The sequence below is a fragment of the Brevibacillus dissolubilis genome, from assembly GCF_006170445.1.
GTDB lineage: Bacteria > Bacillota > Bacilli > Brevibacillales > Brevibacillaceae > Brevibacillus_B > Brevibacillus_B dissolubilis.
Window position 1 is genome coordinate 560,950 of sequence record NZ_VCNA01000001.1, and the last position, 23,011, is coordinate 583,960.

Here is a 23,011-nt window from a genome sequence, read left to right on the forward strand (position 1 = left end):
TCCTCCCAAATTTGTAACTATTGCGTCACGCTGCTCATGTATGTTGCGATTGCTTTTTCTATGAGATGGTTCAGCATGCCCGGTGCTTCGAGCATGCTGAAATGACCGACGTTTTCTATCGATTCGACGTGGATGCCGTAGCGCTTGGCGACATGGAGATTGGTCGGCACCCATGACGAGGAATTGATGAGAGTCAGCGGAGCATGAAGCTTACCGCTGACGCTTGGCATATGGATTACCATTTCACGGAACGATTCTTGCAGAACCTCTTGCCCGACTGACTCCCTGACCGAGTCTACTAATCGGATCAGCGCAGGGTCCGCATCTGGCAGGAACATATCTTTGGTTTCTGCTCCACCATTGAAATAGGAGTCGAGATACATCTCCAATTGTTCATCGGTCATCGGTTTGGGTGCGACGTTATGCAGGGTGTCTACCCCGATTAGGCCGATGACGCGTGAGCGAATGTGGTGTTGGGCCTCGACGATGACTGGCCCGCCCAGGGAGTGACCCACCAGCACTACACTGGTGAGTCCCAATTGATTGATGACAGACGCCACATCATGGGCATAGGCTTCGATCGTCCACTTCTCCCGATTGCCGCCGGAATTGCCGTGACCGGCCAATTCGATGTTGACGACACGGTATTTGTTGCTGAAATATTCAACCTGCTTGGCCCAGAAGCTTGAGTTGCAGCCCAGTCCGTGAACCAGGACGAGCCATTCAGAGCCGCTGCCTGTTACTTCATAGCTGATCGGTACCCCGTCATGGGACAAAACCGTATGACGGCTGTTGAACCCTGGTCCCTGTGGATCAATCAGGACTGGCTTCTGTGCGATAATTCCCACATGCTCCATGCCTTCTTCAGGCGCGTGTTGGGCGCGGCGATCCACGCCTACACTGCTGAAGAAGCCGCATTTTTCCACCATAAATCCAGCGGCCAAGCATTCTCGTTCAAATACCTCAGGGTCCAGTGCATTAATCAGGCTCGGCCCTCCGACCACGTCGGCTGGATCGAAGTGTTCATATACATTTTCAATAAAGCAAGGCCAAGGATCACCTTTCCGCTTGCGCTCCTCATATTCAGGCGCTTTGGACTGCCAGTAGCCGAAGTATGGAGAATCTGTGCTGAGGAAGATTTTTCCTCCTGGCTTGAGCCAGCGATACATCTTCGACAGCGTCAGCCTCACCTCTTCCGGACTCAAGAAATGAATCACCCGGCTTGCGTGGATCGCATTGAACCGGCCATCCTCGAAATCCACATCTGGGAGCTTGCCTTGCTTCAGGCTAAGTCGTTCGCGGAATTTTTCATCGATACGCTGTTCGAGGATGTCGAGGTGTTTTTGCTCCAGATCCATCGCGAAGACCCGGGCACCTTTTTCCAAGGCCGCAATCGTCGCTACGCCGTAGGCACATCCCAGATCTAGAACCTCACCGCCACAAATCCCTGCATATTCAGCAAAATCACTAGAATATGGTATCAGATATTCACACATGACACCCGTTCTGTTCAAGGTTGGAATCATCCCATTAAATCCGATGTCAGCGGCGATTTTTAAGTCCTCCAGCACATCATGCTCCTTGAGTACTCTTTCATTTGTCTCGGTATGGTGTGGCATGGATGATTCTGTGAATGTAGGTTCGGATGCAGCAGGTGTCAGGGTAGACAGCGCGATTGGAGTTGCTCTATTCGCATGAGTCGCAGGTACATGGGTAACGTTCGTAAAGCGGTCGAGTGGTACGAGCGAAATCTTGCCTTCTTTCTTGGCTTCCTGTTCGCTGTGCTCACTCTGGAATTTCGTTACGTACTGGTTCGTGCGCCCTTGAACGATTTCTGACGTCTGAACCACGTCAACCTTCGCCCCGCTCTCAGCTGGAAGTGAATCTGGCTTAGATGCCGTATTGACTGGCTCCCCATCCTGATTTTCATCGAACCAGTAACGCTTGGCAGCGAATGGGTACGGAGGTAGCGCGATCCCTTTTGCAACGGCTTGCTTATCCTGCTTTTGCCAAGACAGGTCGTAGCCCTCGGAATAACGCTGAGCCAAGTCCGTGAGACACTGGAGGTACGCTTCTGGGCCTATGCCCGCCTCGATTAACTGTCGGGACTTACTCGCGACTTCTTGGGTTACGAGTGGTTCAGCTGTGAAATCACGCCCCACCAAGCCGCTGTATGTGCGGCCCACAAGTGCCCCGTTGAGTACGCCTCTCCATAAATCCAATGCTTCTCGCGCCGAAGTGACCACAATCGCACAACGATGTCTGAAGTGATGCTGCCCCGTGATAAGCGTGTCGCTGATTCGTGCCAGCATAGCAGGGCTGATGTCTTCACGCTCAAACATCTCGATCATGGAGGCGATCCGTTTATGAAGAGCCTCTTGTGTCTTGGCTGACAAAACCAGCAAGTAGCCAGGTGCCGGAGTCGGCGCAACATATGTTTTAGGTACATACTCACGAATGACGACGTGAGCATTGGTTCCGCTCATGCCGAATGCACTGACTGCCCCCATACGTGTACGGTTTCCACTGTAAGGCCACTTTTTCAAAGCTTTATTCACATAAAACGGACTGTCATCCCAGTTGATATAGTCACTGTCGTGCTCACAATGCAGTGATGGTGGGATGAGGCCATGTCGGATTGATTCAGACAAGGCGATCAGGCTGACAAGACCGGAGGCCGCAAAAGTATGGCCGATATTGGTCTTGGTCGAGGTGAGGGCGCACCACTTGGCTTGCTCACCTGCACCTGCCTCCCCGAACGCACTGGCTAAGGCATTCACTTCTACAGGGTCACCCAGTCTCGTTCCTGTGCCGTGTGTCACGATATGACCGATGTCGGCTGGATGGATGTTGTATTTTTGATGGATCGAGCTGATCAGTGCCTGCTGGGCATGACCGCTCGGTGCTGTGATGCCATTGGTCTTGCCGTCATAGTTGATGCCGCTGCCGACGATCAGGCTATAAATGGAGTTGCCGTCACGCTCGGCTTGGGACATGCGTTTTAATACCAGAACGGTGACAGCCTCACCCGGCACCATTCCGTCTGCGGACTCGTCAAAGGTGCGGCATTTTCCGGTCTTCGAAAGCATCCCCGCCTGACTCATCGCTACGAAGGACTCTGGCGACAAAATGAAGTTGGCCGCCGACACAATCGCGATATCGCACTCGCCTTGACGCAAGCTGGCGCATGCCTGATGGATGGCAACCAGCCCGGACGAGCATGCGGTGTTCATCGCCAAGACCGGCCCAGACAGGTTTAAGAAGTAAGAGAGTCGGGAGGCCAGGATCGCATCATTATTCGATGTAATCGCCCCGCCCTCAGATACTAGGTGGTAGTCTCCCTGCTCGACTCCGACAAAAACACCGACCGTGCTGCGCGCCAGCTCATCTGGGCCTACACCTGCATCCTCCAGCGCTTTCCATGACTCCTGCAGCAAGTGTCGCTGACGTGGGTCCATGGTTCGTGCTTCCCTTGGCGAAATCTCAAAAAATGGAGGATCAAATTCTGCCACCTGGTCGATGTAGCCCATCCATTTGCAATCTGTCGTCGTCGGCGTAGCCTCTTTGGAATAATAGGCATTCACGTCAAAACGGGACGGCGGGATTTCTTTGACGGAGTCGCGTCCATCCACGAGGTTTTGCCAGAACTGCTCAACCGAGTCTGCCTCGGGAAACAGGCCGCTCATGCCGATGATGGCAATCAGGTCATCCTCTGTGGCAGGTTGGTCGCTGTGTTGGCTGGCATTGGCCTGCTGGGACGGTTCTTGTTGCATCTCTTGTTGCGACTCTGGTTGCGGCGCTTGTTGTAACTCTCGTTGCGATTCTTGCTGGAGCAAAGCCGCAATCTGCGAGTAATGCTTGTCGAGTAGATACCCGAGCAGTTCGGACAAGGTCGTATAGTCGAAAAATACGGAAGGCAGTATTTTTACACCGAATCGATTGGTGAGCTCTCTTGCGAACTGCGCCAATCTGATGGAATCAAAACCAATATCAGAAAAGCTCTTCGTAAGCTCAAGCTTCTCTTCCTTTACATGTAAAACGGATTGGACGATCTCTTTGACGATAGACGTCACCATGATGCGAATGCTGCGATCAGTTAAAGCAGCGGCAGTAAGATTGTCAGCCTGTGCCGTGGTGCTCGGAGTGACGTGGCTTGGTATAACATCGCTCGCTGTGACTTGGCTTCGCATGACATCGCTCGTTGCGACGTCGCTTGGTATGACATGGCCCAGTGCTACTTGGTTCAATCGGCTAGTAGCCGCCAGATACTCGCCCAACACGTGTTCCGCCTTGCCCTCTTTTACATAGAGAACCACAGGATTCGCACACTCGGATTGAAGAACACCAGACAACAGACGCGTCATGTTCGTAAAATCGAGCGGCTTCTGGGCGCTGGATGCCAGATACATCTCCAGCGACTGTTTGTCTTTCCCCTTGCGTGCCAGTGCGCCGAGTCCGCCGTCCTCGAGGAGCGGCCAGCTGATGGCGTACACGTGATACGGCGGTTGTGTTCCTTCCGCCCGTCTGGCACGAGCCAAACTGGACTGGAACCGATTGGCTACCGCGTAGTCACAACTGCCAAAGTCACCCAGTATGGACGCAATCGATGAGAAGTGGCAGATAAAATCAAGGGACTCTGCGCCAAACACCTGTTCAATCGCAAGCGTACCGTACGTTTTCGGGCTTAGGACCTTGTCTGCGTCACCCAAGCTCTTGTCCGTAAGAAGCGCCTTCTCGGCAACACCTGCCAGGTGGAATACCCCGTGAACAGGTGGGTTTTGCTTCTGATCGGCTTCATATCGTGCACGCAATGCCTCGACATCGGTAACATCCGCACGCCAATATGTGATGCGGTCTGACTTGTCCCCGAGGCGCTTGATCCACTCTGCTGAAGTGACATCCACATCGCTTCTGCCGATCAAAATCACGCGGGCGTCATGGGATGTGACGAGCCATTCCGTCAGCTTTTTGCCTAGTCCTCCACTGCCGCCCGTAACAACGTAGGTCCCGTTCGTGCGGAGTACGCTGGCTGTGCCAGGATCGCGGTCGATTGTAATCGGTCGAACCACATGGGTATGTCTGACACCATCTATATATAGCGCGCTGGTACGCTGTGAGCTGTACAGTTCCTGCGATACGATTTGTGCCCAGTACCCAGCATCTGCCGAGTCGCGGCTCATCAGCACCCGGACAGTGGTATCCAAGAGTACCTGCTTGATGGATCTCTCGATGCCGATCAGGCTGTCCAGAGAGGCTCGCTCGACAGAATCACCATATGTGCCTGCGACAATGATGTCGGAGACCAGCAGAGATGAACGGGCGATTGATTGAATCATGCCGATCACATAGGACACATCTGCGAGTGCCCGATTCTCCCCGACTGGCCACATATAGACAACCGAGCAGACATCCGTGAGGTTCTTGTTCAGGGTGTCAAACAGATGTAGCAGTGCATCTGGGTCATCGCTGTCTGCCAGATAGTACGTATCCGATATTTTTTGGAAGGCATCACCCTTGCCAACGTAAATGACCTCCAACGCCGGAGCGTGCTCCATCAAGTAGTCAGCAAACACGTCGCGCGAAGCAGGTTCATTCCAAAAGCAGATGACGGTTTTGCATTCGTCTGTATGCAGCACTTCGATCGGGGATGGTTCCCACGACTCTTCGAAGGTCATGACGGAGTATCCATCACTGGCAGATGGTACAGATAGTACAGATTGCGCAGGATGGGCAGAAGACACATGGCTGACACGCTTCTCTGGTTTGTTTTGGTCATCTGTGATCCAGTAGTACTGTTTGCTGAATGGATACGTCGGAACACTCACACGGGCTGGACGCTGCTGACCGTACAGGAGTGACCACTGCACATGTCCACCCGTTGCCCACCACTTCGCGATCTTAGCGACATTTCCGGTCTGCATCCAACGATTCAGCAGGAAAGCTTGCTCCTCCTCATCACTGATCAGGGAGCTGACACCGTTGCTGTTGTCCGCTTCGCCAGTGAAGCAACGGTGATCCTGTTTTCCTTCAATGAACGATTGGAGTGCTTCGATCAATTCCGTTGCGTCCTGCACGACAAGCACGGTGCGGTATTGCATCGCTACCCGACCTGTCTGCAAGGTATAGGCGATAGAGTCAAGACCGATTTCCGTCCCGACCGGTGACAAAAGGAAGCTCCGCAGATCGGCAGCATACTGCTTGAGATTTTCCGGTTTTTGCGCGGAGAGCGGTACGATGAAGGATGTTTCAAAATCCCTGTTCTTCCGTGCTCTCATATGCTGTGGCAGTGGTGCTTCGAGAATCGCATGAACATTGGTTCCCCCAATTCCAAATGAGCTGAGTGCAGCCCGCAGTGGTTGCGTATGCTGTTCCAGCGGGATCACCCGATCAGCCACATAGAATGGCGATTTTTCAAACGGGATATTCGGGTTAGGCTGTCTGTAATGAATTGAAGGCGGAACGACGCCATTGCGCAGCACCAGCGCTGCCTTCATACAACCAGCCAGACCTGCCGCTGAATCGAGATGTCCGATGTTGCTTTTGACAGAGCCGATTGCGCAGTATTGGTTCTGATTGGTGTACTTGCGATACGCATCAGTCAGAGCCGATAGTTCTACCGGGTCGCCAAGCTTCGTACCCGTACCGTGTGCTTCCACATACGAGATGGTTTCCGGGTGGATCTGAGTGGATTCAAGCACCTGTGTGATGACATCGGATTGTCCTGAGACACTTGGTGCATAGAAGCCTGTTTTGTCGTTGCCGTCGTTATTCATACCGATACCACGGATGATTGCGTAGATGTTGTCGTTGTCTCTCACGGCTGCCTCGGCGTCCTTGAGAAGCAGAACGACCACACCTTCTCCCCCGATCATTCCATCCGCACTTGCATCAAACGGTTTGCAGTGACCATCAGAAGATAAGCTGAGTCCTTCTTCATACAGGTACCCGACGCCTGATGCGGCATAGACCGCTGCACCGCCGACCAGCGCATGTGTACACTGCTTGGACTGGATCGCGTTAAAAGCAACCGACAGCCCAGCCAAGGAAGACGAGCAGTTGGTGTGGATAAACAGGCTTGGCCCTTTTAATCCCAGCTTGTATGAAATCATCGTTGGAATGGTACCCATTTGGGAAAGCAAAAAGTTGACCAGCGCTTCCGAATCTTTTTGATCATGATCGCGTGTCAGGACAGACTGGTAATGCGAATTGCTTGTCGACATATAGACCGCCGCATCTGAGACGTCAGACGGCATGTAGCCTGCATCTTCGATTGCTTTCCACGAGTTGCCAAGCAGCAGCCGTAATTGCGGGTCAAACACCTCGGCATCTTTTGCAGAGACCTTGAAGAAATCTGCATCAAATTCGCCCTTGCCCTCGATCGTCGACTGTACGGGAACAAAGCGTTCATGGTTGATGATGTCAGGATCGACATTCATCTCCTTGAGCTCGTCTGGGGAATAAAAGCGCACGCTCTCGACCCCATTGACGAGGTTGTCCCAGAACTGGCGGTGATTCTCTGCACCCGGCACTTGGCAAGACATGCCGATAATGGCAACGCTGGACTTGTAGTACTCAGGCAGTGAGTCATGCTGGTTCAGCTCTTTTTGCACCGGTTTATCAACTCCATCTCTTACCCATGCGGCACGATCCTCTGCACGATTACCTGCTTGGCGCAGATAGGCGGCGATATCTTGTGCCTTCGGATATTTGAACATGTCCGTCACGGAGAACGGTACGTGGAATGCTTGGCTGATCTTGTTGGCGACAATCGCGGCCGACACCGAGCTGCCCCCGACTTCAAAAAAGCCTTCGTCTGCGCGCAGGTCATGTACGCCAAGCACCTCCTGCCAGATAGCGAGTACGCTCTTTTCATCGTGCCTGTCGGCTTGTGCCGGTTGGGAATCCGAAGCTGGTCTACGCGTAATCGGTCTGCGCTTCAGTGTACCTCTGTCGATTTTGCCGTTAGGGGTCTGTGGCAACTGATCCAGTTCAATAAAGTGAGCCGGTACCATATAGCCTGGCAGAGTTTTCGCCAGATGGATTCTCAAATCAGCCGCGTCTGCATGTGTGCTGGCCGCAGCAGATGATTGTCGGATGAAATACGCAACAAGCTGTTTTTCCTCCCCAAGCACCTTGTCGACCACTACGCATTGTGCGATAGCCGGATGACGCATGAGTTGGGCCTCGATCTCACCCAGTTCGATGCGGTGTCCTCTGATCTTCACCTGAGAGTCAATCCGTCCGAGATATTCAATGGTGCCGTCTGCCTTCCAGCGGGCGAGATCACCGGTTCGATATATGTTTCCATTCGGTACCATTGGGTGATCGATGAACTTCTCGGCATTCAAGTCAGGACGGTTCACATATCCCTTGGAGACGCCATCCCCTGCGATACACAGTTCTCCGGGAACGCCTGCAGGATTGGGATAGCCCTGGTCGTTCAGAATATAGATCTGTGTATTGGCGATCGGTCTGCCGATGGTGATCGGTCCCTCTGCACTCACTCTGTTCACGGTGCTCCATACGGTCGTTTCGGTCGGGCCGTACATGTTCCATGCAAGTGAACCTGTGTCACAGATCTGCTTGCGAAGCGACTCAGACATCGCTTCTCCTCCACACAGGATTTTGAGCTTCTCCGCGTTGCGCCAGCCACAATGGAACAGCATCGACCATGTAGATGGTGTAGCCTGCATGATGGTTGGACGCACCTTTTCGATGAGCGCCTTCAATGCATCACCGTTCTTAGTCGTGGCTGAATCGCAGATATGGCATGTCGCGCCCTGAATCAGCGGCAGGAACAATTCCAGTGCGGCAATGTCAAAGCAATGCGTTGTGACGGCAAGCATGGTATCGTCCGCACAGAGACCAGGGTTCTTCGCCATGGAACACAAGAAGTTGGTTAAGGCTTGATGGTGGATCATGACGCCTTTTGGCTTTCCGGTACTGCCGGAGGTGTAGATGGCATACGCCAGAGTGTCACTGGTTACGACAGAGCTGCTGACCATTGGCTTTGGCATGTTAGCTGCTTGATTGTTGTTCTGTGCAGCATATTCGTCGATCTCAATCACAGCTGGCTTGACGGATGCACTATCGCTATCTAGGTTGCCGATTACCGATTGGAGGTTGGCAACAAGCGAGGACCGAGTCAGAATAATTCCTGCTCCAGAGTCGGACAAAATATGGATTACGCGCTCTTCCGGATATTCAGGGTCCAACGGGATATACGCTGCGCCTGCTTTTAAAATTCCGAGCAATCCGACAACCAGTTCGATTGAGCGGTCCATGTAGATTGCCACAAACTGATTCGGGCCGACACCGAGGCGTTGCAGACCGGCGGCAAGAGCATCACTTCGATCGTTGAGTTCTGCATAGGTGACTTCGGTGTTGCCATAGATCAGCGCGGTCGCTTCCGGTACCTCTTGCGCTTTGCTTATGAACAGTTCATGGACGCCTTTTTCGCGCGGATAATCGGTCGCGGTGTCATTCCAAGTATGCAGCACGAGTTCAGCTTCAGCCGCAGACATCACCGAAACAGCATCCATGCGTTGATCCGGGCACTCGATGAGCGAGTGGATCAAGTTGAGATAATGTCCGTTGAGACGGCTGATACTCTCTGCGTCGTACAAGTCGGCATTGTATTTCCAGTTCAGGGTATAGCTTTGATCCTGACGGGAAGGCTCAAGCACCTCAAGAACCAGCTCGTACTCCCCTTCCTGATGAATTCCTTCCACATAGGTAAATGTTTTGGATTCTGTTGACTCCGCATCAATCCAGTCCTGATACATATAAGCAATCGAAAACAGCGGTGCCCCACCAGCATCGGTAGGAATCCCAAGCTCTCGCACCAGAAGCGGGAACGGGTAGCTGTTCGAGACAGCACGGATGACGGTACGCTGGAGATTTTTGCAGAATGCATCCAGACGTTCTTGATCGTCGATACGTGCCCGGACAGGAACCATGTTGACGAAATTACCGATCACATGTTCATCCATCTGTTCTTCACGGCCATTCACTGGCATGCCGACCACGATATCCCGTTGCTGGGAGTAGACGTGGAGCAACACATGGAGCATCGCCATGAATACGGTGGATGGGTAGACGTTCAGACTGCGGGCCACCTGTGCGATCCCGCGATTCACTTCACCGGACAGGCTGTGGGTATAAGTAGCGCCTTTTGCATCCAGATAGGTGTCTGTGCGTGGGTGATCTGTGTACAGCTCAAGTGGCACAGGTGCATCATGGAGCTGCTCTCTCCAGTATTGAAGACGGTTGGCTCCTTCTTCACTGGCAACCAGCTGCTGTTCTTTCTTGACAAAATCACGGTAGCAAGCGAGCGGCAAAAGACTAGGAAGCGCTCCTCCGCCTGCCACAGCTTCATACGCCGAGAACAGCGTCTTCATCAACACGATGGCAGATTGTCCGTCAAAAACAATGTGGTGCACATTCAACAAAACGAGCGCTTCATGTTCAGACGTATGATAGACGCTCAGCCTGCAGAGCGGGCCTTCCTCCAGATGAAATGGCTGTCTTGCCTCCTGTCTGAGGTACTCCAGAGCATCGGCGTGATTGAGGTGAGTCAAGTTCGCTTCCGTGATAATCGGCGTGATCCCTGCGTATTCAACCATAGCCAGCTTGCCGTTCATCTCACGGACAACAGCATGTAAGACAGGATGCTGGGTGAGTGTGTACTGATATGCCTTATGCAGGGCCTCACGGTTGAGGCGGCTTACGCGGAAGCACATCGGTACGTGATACGAGCTGGACTCTGGGAATGCTTTTTGCAGGGCCCAGATGCCTTGCTGGGATGCGGACAGCGGGTACACGGCTTGCTCTGTCATCTGTGCCTGACTTGCAGGCTGCTGCTTTTGCTCATGAAGCTGCTCATGAAGCGTATCCACATCAGCAGTGGCGGCAAGCTGCAGGATTCCGTCTGGGTCTGGGCATCGTTCACTCAAGTAGGCGGTTAATTCATGGATCGTGGTGCATTCAAACATCACGGCTGATTCAAACAGCGGATCGATGTGTTTTCTGATCAGTTGTGTCATTCGGATGATGGCTTTGGAAGGCAGTCCCAAATCCATGAAGCTTGTGTCATACTGGCTTGGCTGCACGGTAACGGAAGTCTGCTCTTGAATCGCATCTACGAGGAACTGCTGGATCACGTCGTTTGGGTTACGCTCATCCTTTGGACCTGCGTTGTCCTGCATAATTGGATTCAACGGCGCTTCCGCCAAACGTACATGACCTGCCGGATCATCGGAGTTTTGTTGGGATGCAGGTGGTTTCATCTCGATGAATGCCTCAGACTTACGGATGGTCGTTCCTTTCGGAGGCTCCGTCTCCCAATAAAATATTTTTTGGAAAGGATAGGTCGGTAAGCTGACGCGGCGTGGGCGTACAGAGCGGTAAAGCATCTCCCACGGTACCGGATAACCGCCAAGCCAATGAGACGTGATCCACGCATCATCACCAGACTCCATCGCGGTACGCGCCATCGCTTGTGCGGCACCGTCTCTTGCGTATTCTCGGGCAAGCTGATCCACTTGGCTGATCATGACGGCATCGGATAATCCATTGGTCAAAGTTGCCCGAAGCTTCGTCACAAGCTCTTCGACCGTTGAAGCGACGAACAGAATACGAGCTTCCAGCTGTTCACGTCCAACCTGCAAGGTATAGGCGATATCTTCCAGCGAATAATCGCATGCAGGCAGATAGTCAGCCAATTCACGTACAACAGCCCCCAGTCTGTCTACAGATCGGGCAGACAATGGGATCAAGACTGGTGTAGCGGTCTGGTTCATTCTGCTAACAGATAAGGAATCCGATTTCGTTTGGTACTCCTTGACGATTAAGTGCGCGTTGGAACCACCCGCACCGAATGAGGAGATGCCTGCAATCCGAGCGGTCTCCCCTTCTTTTTGTACGGCAGGCAGCCAGTCAGACAGTTCCCGCTGGACGTAGAATGGAGAGTTGGTGAAAACAATCCCGCTGTTGAGCTCTTCACAGTTGATCGATGGAGCCAGCTTGCGATGCTTGATTTGCATCAGTACTTTTGCCAGCGAAGCCATGCCTGAGGCACTTTCACTATGTCCGATATTGGATTTCACGGAGCCGATGGCACAGCGGGCAGAATGATCAGAACCTGACTGAAACGCACGCTTTAGTGCAGAGACCTCGATTGAATCCCCCAGCGTGGTGCCCGTGCCATGTGCTTCGATATAGCTCACCGCAGACGGGTCGATCTTGGCGTTTTTCAATGCCTCGGTGATGACCTCGACCTGTGCTTTGCTGTTTGGCACGTTGTATTTGTTGGATCGGCCATTGGCGTTCACGGCACTGCCTTTGATGATGCCATAGATATGATCACCATTTTTCAGCGCCTGATCGAGTGGCCGCAAGACGACCGCCCCGACACCTTCGGAGGCCAGGAAGCCATCGGCGTGCTCGGAGAATGGCTTGCATGCTTGTCCACTGGTCGTCATGTTCAGGTCAGACAAGAGCTTGAAGTGTTCCAGATTCAACAGGAGATTGACACCGCCGGCAATCGCACACTCATTTTCGCCGCGACGGATGCTCTCCATAGCCAGATGAATGGCGGTCAGTGCCGAAGAGCAGGCTGTGTCGACAGCAAGGCTGGTACCTTGGAAGTCAAACAGATACGAGGTGCGGTTGGCGATGGATGAGTACGCTGCCCGTTGGTTATAGGTGGCATTCATCACCCCTACGAACACACCGATCTTGCGCGTCTCAGCCAGATTCTGTGGCGTATAACCGGCATCCTGAATCGCACCATAAACCGACTCAATGAACACACGCTCCTGCGGGTCCATCATCTTGGCGTCCTGATCCGTGATCCCAAAGAACGGCGCATCAAAGCAGCCTACCTCCTCCAAGAAACCACCGTGACGATTCTCAATCGGAGTATCGTCATACCACCATCTGTCGGCTGGGAATGGGGTGATGCCATTCTTGCCGTTGGCGATGTTTTCCCAGAATTCATGCATAGTAGCCGCTCCCGGCATCCGTACGTTGAGGCCCACGATTGCGATGTCTGGCTGGGTGACAGATTCCGCCAGAATGCTATGGCTTCCTGCTGGTTTGTCGCCTGATGTGCTACCCGCCGTGACTGGAGCACTGGAAGCAATCCCCAACGCCTCAATCGACTCACTGCGCCGTGTTGAGACAAAATACTCGACCAATTCGGATACGGTTGGGTTATCAAACACGAGATTACTGTCAATCTCGTTGAAATCGGAAGAAAGCGCATTATTGATCTTGATAACGAGGATCGAGTCGAGGCCGTATTCAAACAGGCTTCTGTCATCATCGAGTTCTGCAGTGTCGACTTTTAACGCCTTGCCGATGATCACCTTCAGGTAGTTCGCACATGCTTTGCGTAACTCGGATTCAGAAACAATCTGTTCCTTAGCGACAATCGTATCCTCAGTCATAGTCGCTACCTCAGTAATAACCGCTGCCTCCGCGACAGTCGCGTCCGTCGAGATTTCAGAGATCCCCGCCATCGCTTGCAGCTCTGCTGGTCTTTCCGAGAGCAGATAGTCAACAAGTGCCGAGATACACTTCTGTTCAAACAACAGTGAACTGTCCAGACCGTCGAACCACTCAGCCAATGCGTTATTGATCTTGACCACAAGAATCGAGTCGAGGCCGTATTCGTCCAGATTGCGGTCAACCTCCAGCTCGGACTCAGGTACTTTTAGTGCTTCGCTGATGATCTTTTTCAGATAGGTGTGTGCGCTCTCTGTCAGCTTCACTTTGGAACGATTAGAAGAAACATTGGAAACGTTCGAAGCTGGCACAGCAACAGGTGCAACCGTTCGGGATGCTGACACCGGAGCAGCTTGAATAAACCGTTCGGCTCCTGCCTCTTCTGCTTTCTCCTCGGCTGGCACGAATAACGGTACATGAGCAGCACTGTCCGAGATCACCCCATTGCTTGCTGCGACGATGACTTGTTGCCCGAGACCTTTTGATTGTGGATCTGGAAGAGTCGCGTACATATATCCAAGCTCAGTCAAAATGTCGATCCAAGCCTCTCCGGTAAGCCCTGGGCTTCCGGGGATTCTGATCTCCGCATCCCGATACAGCCACCACCCATCGAGCAGACCGAATGTCACGTGGGCCAGAATGGTATTACTGCACATCTCATTGAGCACCACGACGCCGTTGGTTTTCATGACGGACTTAATATTTCGCATCGTATTGCGGATATCGGAGGTCGCGTGCAATGCATTGGTAGAGATGACCACATCGTAATATCCTTCCACAAAGCCCTGTGCGGTCGGTTTTTCTTCGATATTGAGGATGCTTGTTTTCAGGTAAGGGTTCCCATCAGCAAACGTATCTTCTGCATGGATGAGGAACGCTTTGGAAATATCGGTATAGCAGTACTCGTCGATGGAATCGGCATACGGCTTGAGATCAGGCAACACGGTTGCCGTCGTACCACCAGTACCTGCCCCTACTTCCAAGATGCGAATCCGGGCATTTGGATCATCCGTCAGACGAGCTTTGATCACGTTACAGACGACTTTGCTCAGTTCTTTATTGTAGTAATCCACGATCGGGCTTCCTTTATAAATCCCATCGAGGGCCTCCATGGATGAGTTCGGGAAAATAATGTCTGTTGCTTTCTTTTTACCCAACAGAACATCCTGCAGATCTGTGAGGCATGCTTCTACTAACCGCACTTGTGACGTTAACTGTTTGGTTCTCACCCACTCGTGCTTCTCGGTATTCCATCGGTTCCACAGCTTGTTGGTGGAGAGTTCAAGATTCGCGTCCAAGATCAGATGTCCGCCGCTCCCCTGCTTGGCGAAGCCGTTCTCCAGAAGCTGTCTTTTGCACTCATCCAGCCAGCGGTGAAGCTTGCTTGGCAAAAGCTGATACAGGTAGGCCAAGTCAAGGCGGGTATCACCTGCTCTGGAGTTGCCTGACATCTCCTTTAGGATGGCACATACCAGGTGGAGCGTCAGATCATGCATGGATTGGGCAGGCAATAGCTCTGACAGCGTATGAATCTGTTCCGTATTCCCACCGACATTGCGCCATACGTCATGCCCCTCAAGCACATTCGGGATGGTGACGTCTAACTGGCGGGAGTTGCCGGAGATACCGAGTCTCGCAAGCGCCGTATCCTTCAGCGTGTGGACGAGGGCGATCTGGCTATACGGGCTGGACATGAAGCGTTCGAGCTGGGCCATGGATTCATTCGCATCCAGCGAGCCGACTCCCAGAGCGGTCATCCGGTCCTGATAGAAGGAATCGGAGACGATGCCGACAGTTCCCCAGTATCCCCAGTTCATGGTTTTTACCAGAGGCTTACCGCCAGCAGTGCCCGCATCAGTACCCATTGCCTGTGCAAATGAGTCGATAAACGTACAACCAGCCGCATAATTGGCCTGCCCTGCTTCTCTGACAAATGTCTCAATCGAAGAGAAGAACAGGAGAAAATCGAGCTTCTCGCGTGAAAAGACCTCCACCATGTTGACACTGGCATCCACTTTGACCGAGGTCGCTGATCGGAAGCGTGCTTCGTCCATATTGGCGAGGCTTTTGTCAGCCAGCACGATGGCGGAGTGCACGACACCATTGATAGAAGGATAGATCTCCTTGATTTTTTCGTAGGCATGTGTCAACTCTGTCTGATCACACGCATCTGCTGACAGGTAGGTCGGTGCATTCGCCCCGTGCGTTCGGGCCAAAGCGCTCAGAGTCTGGAGCTGTTCCTTGATCCGCTGATCCACAGGACGGCGTCCGATCCATACGACACTCGCCTGATGCTGCTCGATCATGTATCGCGTCCAGAGTTCACCGACTCCCCCGGCACCGCCGATGATCACATACACACCCCGGCGACGATATACAGGCGTGGTAGTACGCATGGTCAGCGTATCGATTGTCTCTAGTTGCTGTGTGAACCACTCACCGTTACGGAGCCCAAGTGTTTTCCCCTGTGTAGAGCGCGGTAAGGAAAAGATTTTGTCAAGCATCACAGGCGTATCACTCGGAATATCAACCAGTCGGACATCCCAGTGTGCATATTCCTTGGCCATGCTGCCGATCAGACCATGCACGCCTGCATGTGCAGGATTCACTCGATCTGTTGCCTTAATCTTTTGCGTGGAGCGTGTAATGATTGTCCAACGCAGCTTTTTGACACCGTAACCAGCGCGAAGTGTCGCTTTCATCAGACGGAACAGGTGGAGCATTCCAGATTCTTGCTCTTCGATTAAGCCTTTGCCATAGGTTTGGGTGTCTGATGCTACAGGAGCAGGAGCAACCCAAATCATATGGCCTACCTGTTGCGCTTCGATTTTTCGCTGGAGTGATTCGATGGTGTCGTCCGGGTTAATCAGGAGATGTCTGCACGTATGATGGAACGCGGAGATTTGGTCGTAAAACGTCCCGCACGCATCGAATACAAGTGCATCCTCCACGTCTGTTGCAGCTTGATTGGAGGAGGACACCGCTTCCGTAGCCACGTCGACAGGCATCCATACTGGAATAATGGTATGTTGCTTCGAGCTTTGCGGCATCGAGCTATTCGGCTGCGGTACAGTCTCGGCTACCGTGCTTGTGCCGGACAATTTACGGTAACGCACCCCTCTCATGCTCACACATACCACTCCATTTTCGTCGATCAGGTCGATATCCAGCAGCTTGGACGAGGTGGTTTTCTTAGCTGGGTCGGCATCGCGTACCAGTGAGTACATGCGCTCCTTGCAGCCGTGGTAGATCTCGATGGAATTCATCGAGAACGGAACCATCGTGCCCTCTGTCTGGAAAAGAGATGCATCACCGCGCTTCATACTGGTGACCTCCGCATCGGAGAGCAGTCCGATCATGCCTTGAATCGCACCATCGAGCATACTTGGGTGCAACACATACTGGTTACCTGCGGAGAGCAATCCGTCTGGTAACGCCAGCTCTGCGACTGCGTATCCAGCCCCTGCCTGATTCCCACGGTGAACTGCATCGATCACCTGAAATGCCTCGCCATAGTTGACACCAGCAAGCTTGATATAGTCGTAGCAAACCTCTTTTTCGATACCCGGCTTGGATGCATGGGCGATCAGCGTCTTCCAATCGACCGTCGAAGCCTGCTCATGTCCACGGGAGCCAACAATCACTTCGCCTTCAGCGTGGCTGACGGACTCATGATTCTCAACACTGACAATGTTGAATTTGATCCGATCATCGTTGGTGGATGCCGTGTTCGCACGTACCAGCTCGATCTCGACCACTTTACCCGTGTCCGGGATGAGGATGGGGCGTACCCAGGAGACATTCTTTAGCTTCATGTACGGTGCTGTGCCGTCTTCGCACTGCATCGCCATAGCGTTGCAGACAGCTGCGCGCGCCATCTCCAACACCGCGACAGCAGGCATCAGAACCTGTCCCGCTACGATATGATCTGCAAGGAAAAACTCGCGTCCGGTGAAAACGGATCGATACTTGATCTGATCAAAACTGGATACATTCTGATGCACCAGAGGGTGTATGCTGCCGTTATCGGTGATAGAGTCGTTGCTTGGAATGGAATCTGTGTGCGCAGCTATTGCTGTTTCCACTGGGCCCTCCATCTGTACTTGAGCACGTCGGCGCGGCCATTTGTATTCTTTTAGCTTGAACGGATATGTCGGCAAACTGAGGCGCTGTGGTTGATAGCCATTGCCTTGGTAATACTTCGCCCAGTCCAGATTTAGACCGGATGCCCATGCACGGGCCAGCTCTGACGTGTCGTCTTTTATCATCAGATGGGACACACGCTGTTCGTCTAACGCTTGATTGCCGTTGCTCTCACGCATCCCAGTTACATAAAGCGGCGATTGCTCACCATTCAGATAGTGCCCCATGCCCTCCAGCAGCTCCTCCAGGTTACGCACAACAAAAGCAACCCGGTACTTCATCGGAGCACGCCCGGTCTGGAACGTATATGCGATGTCACCCAAGAGCCTGCTGGCTGACGCATCATCATGGCCAGAAGCTACCGTCTGTACATAGGCATGCATGGCTTTCACATAATCGTGCAAGGTCGACTGCTCACGCGCTGACATAGGAAGCACATACAGTTCGTTGTGGTTCCCGCTCGTTGCACCCTCATATGTATTTTCACGATGCTCTACATCCACATATTCTTCAAAAATAGCATGTGCATTGGTCCCGCCAAGCCCGATTGAGCTTAATGCCGCTCTGCGCGGTTGACCTGCCGCTGACCACTCCATCGCATCCTGCACAATATAAAATGGCGATTGTTCCACCTTGATTTTGGGATTTGGCGTTGAAAAGTTGATGGTCGGCGGGATCTGCTTGTTGTGCAAGGCGAGTGCCACCTTGATACATCCAGCCAGACCTGCCGCTGTGTCGAGATGACCGATGTTAGGTTTGAGCGAGCCGATGCCGCAATAGGCGGTTCTTGGGGTATAGCGCCGATACACATCGGTGAGCGCCTTGAACTCGACCGGATCGCCCAGCTTGGTTCCGGTGCCGTGTGCCTCGACGTAGGTAATCGTGTCCGGGCTGACGTTCGTCTGTTCGATCACCTTTTGGATGACCCGCCCTTGCCCATGGGTACTTGGGCTATAAAAGCCTGAAGCGTCACCGCCGTCCGTGTTGGTGGCGATTCCCCTCAGCAGGCCGTAGATATGGTCGTTGCTTTCGATGGCATCTGTGGCACGTCTGATCAGGATCGCCCCGACGCCCTCTCCCGCAATCATGCCGTCTGCGCTGGCATCGAACGTCTTGATGCGTCCATCACTGGAAAAGTTAAGCCCCTGTTGATAGACATATCCTTTTGTATCGATATGAGAAATCGCCCCTGCTGCCACCAGAGCGTAATCAATCTGACCGCTCATCAGAGCACGGAATGCCAGATCAAGTGCACTCAGCGATGACGAGCAGTTGGAATGAACCGACACGCTTTGTCCGTTAAATCCAAGCTGATAGGAAATCATCGAGGAGATCGAGCCAGTCTGTGACAACACCCATGACAAATACTGCTCGGGGTCTTCCGTCACTTCCTGCGTGCGGAAGCCATCTTCATGCAACGCGCCATAGTTGTGGTTCGCGGCGGTGATATAGACTCCGGTATTCGGTATGTCTTTATGGTAGTAGCCCGCATCCTCTACAGCCTTCCATGCATGCATCAACAGCTGGCGGAATTGCGGGTCCATATAAGCGACATGGTTCGGTGACAGCTTGAAAAACTCACCGTCAAACAATTCCTTCCCCTCAAGGCCCGCCGAGATCGGAACAAAGTTGGGATTCTCCAATACATCCCGAGGAAGACCAGCCTGCTGCAATGTATGCTCGTCGAAGATCGTCACCGAATTTTTCCCGTCCATCAGATTATTCCAGAACTCATGATAATCACGGGCACCTGGAAAATGGCAGGAGATCCCGATGATCGCTGCACTTTCGCTGTAGTAATCTGGATGGCTTGGATCTTCATCGCTCTGCGCATCAGGAGCTTCTGTCTCCTCAGCAGATGTAACGGGTACGCTGCCTGTTTCAGCGAGGTATTTACTGATGGCATCCACATTCGTGTAAGTAAACAGGTCTGTCGAATCAAAGATCTGGTTGAATTCCAAACTGATCTTCTCTGCTAACGTGATCGCAAGCAGTGAATTGCCCCCCACCTCAAAAAAGGCATCCGTCGGTTCCAAATCCTCAATCTTCAGAACCTCTTTCCAAATACGCAGAACCCGTGTTTGAATCACGTCCCCGTCAACCGATTGCTGCGGCTTCTTGTGCAGCGTGATCTTGCGGTTCATCAGGTCCTTCCGATCCAGCTTGCCGTTTGGGGTAAGCGGCAGACGCTCCAGCTCTACCATGAAATCTGGAACCATATAGGAAGGCATTTTACCTGCGAGATAGTTCTTCAGGTCGTGTGGATCAGCTTGTGTGGTTTTTACTCCTGTCATCATCGGCACGTAGTAAGCGACCAGCTGGGCGGCATCCCCTTGCCCTCTGACGATGACGGCACACTCCTTGACATGGTCGTGGCTGGCCAGGTGATATTCGATCTCATCCAGCTCGATTCGGAAGCCTCTCACCTTGACCTGAAAATCGAGACGTCCCATATACTCGATCACACCGTCTGAGCGCCAGCGCGCCAGATCTCCTGTGCGATAGATTCTCTCACCGGGAACAACCGGGTTCTCGACAAATACCTTATTGGTTAGCTCCTCCTTATTGAGATAGCCTTGAGCCAGACCGACCCCGGCAATACACAGCTCTCCAGGAACTCCGATCGGGGCAAGTCCATTCGATTCTTGATCCAGTATGTACAGCTTTGTGTTGGCAATCGGTCTGCCGATTGGGATGCTTTTGTCATCCTGCTTGCTGTTGGTGCAGGAGAAGTAGGCAGCATAGATAGACGCTTCTGTCGGTCCGTAGATATTTTCCACACGTGCACCTTCGAATAGGGACACACATTTTTGGGCGAGCTCCTTGGGAAAAGCTTCACCGGCAACCATGATATATTTCAGCGATCTGCCTTCACCGCGCGCATAAAGTTCTTTTGCCGCCTCAAAAAACAGGCTCAGCATCGACGGGATAAAGTTGATATGTGTGATGCCATAGCGTCTTACACAGTCCACAAGCCTGCTCGGAGACTGTTCCACACCCGGCGGCGCGATCACCAGAGACCCATTCCCGACAAACCAGCCGAAAAGCTCACTGATGGATACGTCAAAAGCATAGTTCGTCTTCAGCAGGTATCTGTCTTCCTTCCCGACTGGATACTCCTGCTCCAGAAAATACAGGGTGTTCAGTATGCTTCGATGAGTTACGCATACACCCTTTGGACGGCCTGTGGTGCCTGAGGTATAGATCACATACGCCGGACTGTCTATATCGACGTCACTGGTAGACACTACACGCTCCTGCTTGCTGTTGAAAATTTGCTTTCTTCGCTCATCCAAGTCAACAAGGTGGATTCCCGTAGGTCCCTTCCCTCCCTGCTTCAGAGCGTCCTTTACGTAAGCAGTGGTTTTGGGATGGGTCAGTACGATGCTAACATTCGAGTCCTCAAGGATATGCCCTACCCGCTCCGAAGGCGTCTTCGGGTCGATCGGCACGTAGGCCCCGCCTGCTTTGAGGATTCCGAGCAGTGCAACGAGCATCTCCAATGAGCGCTCCACACAGACAGCGACGAGGTCTCCACGGCGGATTCCATTACGGGAAAGGTAGGCAGCCAGTGCATCGGCCTGTTGATTCAGTTCGGCGTAGCTGACGACACCTGTCTCGGTGATGACGGCGATCTCTTGTGGCTTGCTGGCGGCTTTTCGCTCGAACAGCTGGTGGATGCACTCCTCTTGCGGGTAGTCGGCCTGTGTGCTGTTCCAACCATGGAGCAGCAGGTCTTTTCCGTCTGGGGATAACAGAGAGATATCGCGAATCGTGACGGACGCATCTGCCAGAACATGATCCAGAATATTCGAAAAGTGTTCACCCATGCGCTTGATCGTAGACAGCTCGAAAACACTCGCATCGTACTTCCAGTTAAGCAGCATCCCGTCCGGCTTGTTCATCACTTCCAGCGTGATCTCGTATTCGCCCTCTTGGTGAATCTCATCGAGCAAGACGAATCCGCGCTCGTTTTGGGACAAAGAGTCAAGCACGTCCTGATACGCGAACGCCGTCTGGAAGACCGGAGCGACACCAGAGTCAGAACCGAGATGCAACTTTCTTACCAATGAAGGGAACGGATAGCTGCGCGCCATCCCATCGATGACATCATTTTGCAGCGTCTTCAGATAGTGGTGAAAAGAAGTCCCGCTGTCAAGCTGACTGCGTACCGGCACCATGTTGATGCACAATCCGATTACTTTTTCAAAACGCTTTTCGTTCCGCTGGTTCACAGGCATGCCGACCACGATGTCTTTCTGGCCGGAATATCTGTGCAGCAAAATATGAAACACGGCGAGCAGTACCGTCCATGCGTATGCTCTCTCTTTGCCTGCGAATGTTTTCAGCCGCTCGACTTGGGTCAGGTCAATATGTTGACTCCAGGTATGCCCGGCTGTCTCCCCACGCGCAGATGAACGGGCTTTGTCCAGCGGCAGGTTGAGCACAGGCAAGGGCTGTGCAAGCTTCTCCTGCCAATAAGCCAGACTGGCATCGCCATTCATCTCGATCAAGGCTTGCTCTCTTGCTACGTACTCCAAATAGGTCGCATCAACTGCCACGAGTTGTGGTTCGCGCCCGTTCAGATAAGCCTCATACGCATCAAACAGCGTCTCCAGCAGGACAGGTACAGAGCCACCGTCAAAAATAATGTGATGAATCGTGATAAGAACGATACTTTCTCTGTCAGCGGTTTGAAAGACCGAGACCCGGAAAAGCGGCCCCTTTTCCAAGTCAAACGGTTCTTTCACCCGGCGGCGGATATGGGCAATCAGGTCTGAATCTGACGATGAGGAACAATCCTCGATCGTCAGATTCAGGGATGTATGTGCGGATTCAACCTGATACGGAACCGCATCATCCATCATGAAGACTGCCTTTAGAATCGGATACTGGTCGGTAAGGAAATGACACGCCTTCGTAAAGCATGACAGATCCAGACCCGTGACCCTAAAACATAACGGAACATTGTAGGCCGTTGATGCTGTGTTGGATTTCTGGATCGCCCAAAGACCTTTTTGCCCTTCCGTAAGCGGTTGTCTCTTGCTTTGCTGCTGGAGCCGCTGAATCTGTAGCTGCTGTAGGTTCTGTTTTAATGCGGACTTGTCCAACGTGCCGTCCTTGTAGTTGGCAATAAGCTCGCTAATCTTGCCAATATCCATTTGAGACACAACTCCTTACTCAGTCTAGTAACGGTAACACTTCGTCAATATCAAGGAAGCCATTCTCTAACTCTTGCAATGCATCCAGCAGCCTCTGGTCTTGTGACTGTACGTCATGACCGTTCCGAGCTTTGGCCGCTTGTTTGCTTGATTTATTTTCATCGTGCTGTATGACAAGCAGGTTATCTAATGCTGAT

At 52.7% G+C, this 23,011-nt stretch carries 1 protein-coding gene; it reads right to left on the reverse strand.

The window, feature by feature from the left end; all coding sequences use genetic code 11:
• Nucleotides 1-17 precede the first annotated feature (17 nt).
• A complete protein-coding gene (locus FGI41_RS01560; protein ID WP_139488133.1) occupies nt 18-22,814 on the reverse strand; it encodes a non-ribosomal peptide synthetase in 22,797 nt (7,598 codons plus the stop codon).
• Nucleotides 22,815-23,011: the final 197 nt, after the last annotated feature.

What these genes read in the sequence shown, in the direction of transcription:
- FGI41_RS01560 (WP_139488133.1), bottom strand. Translation starts at nt 22,814, where the DNA reads ATGGATATTGGCAAGATTAGCGAGCTTATTGCCAACTACAAGGACGGC.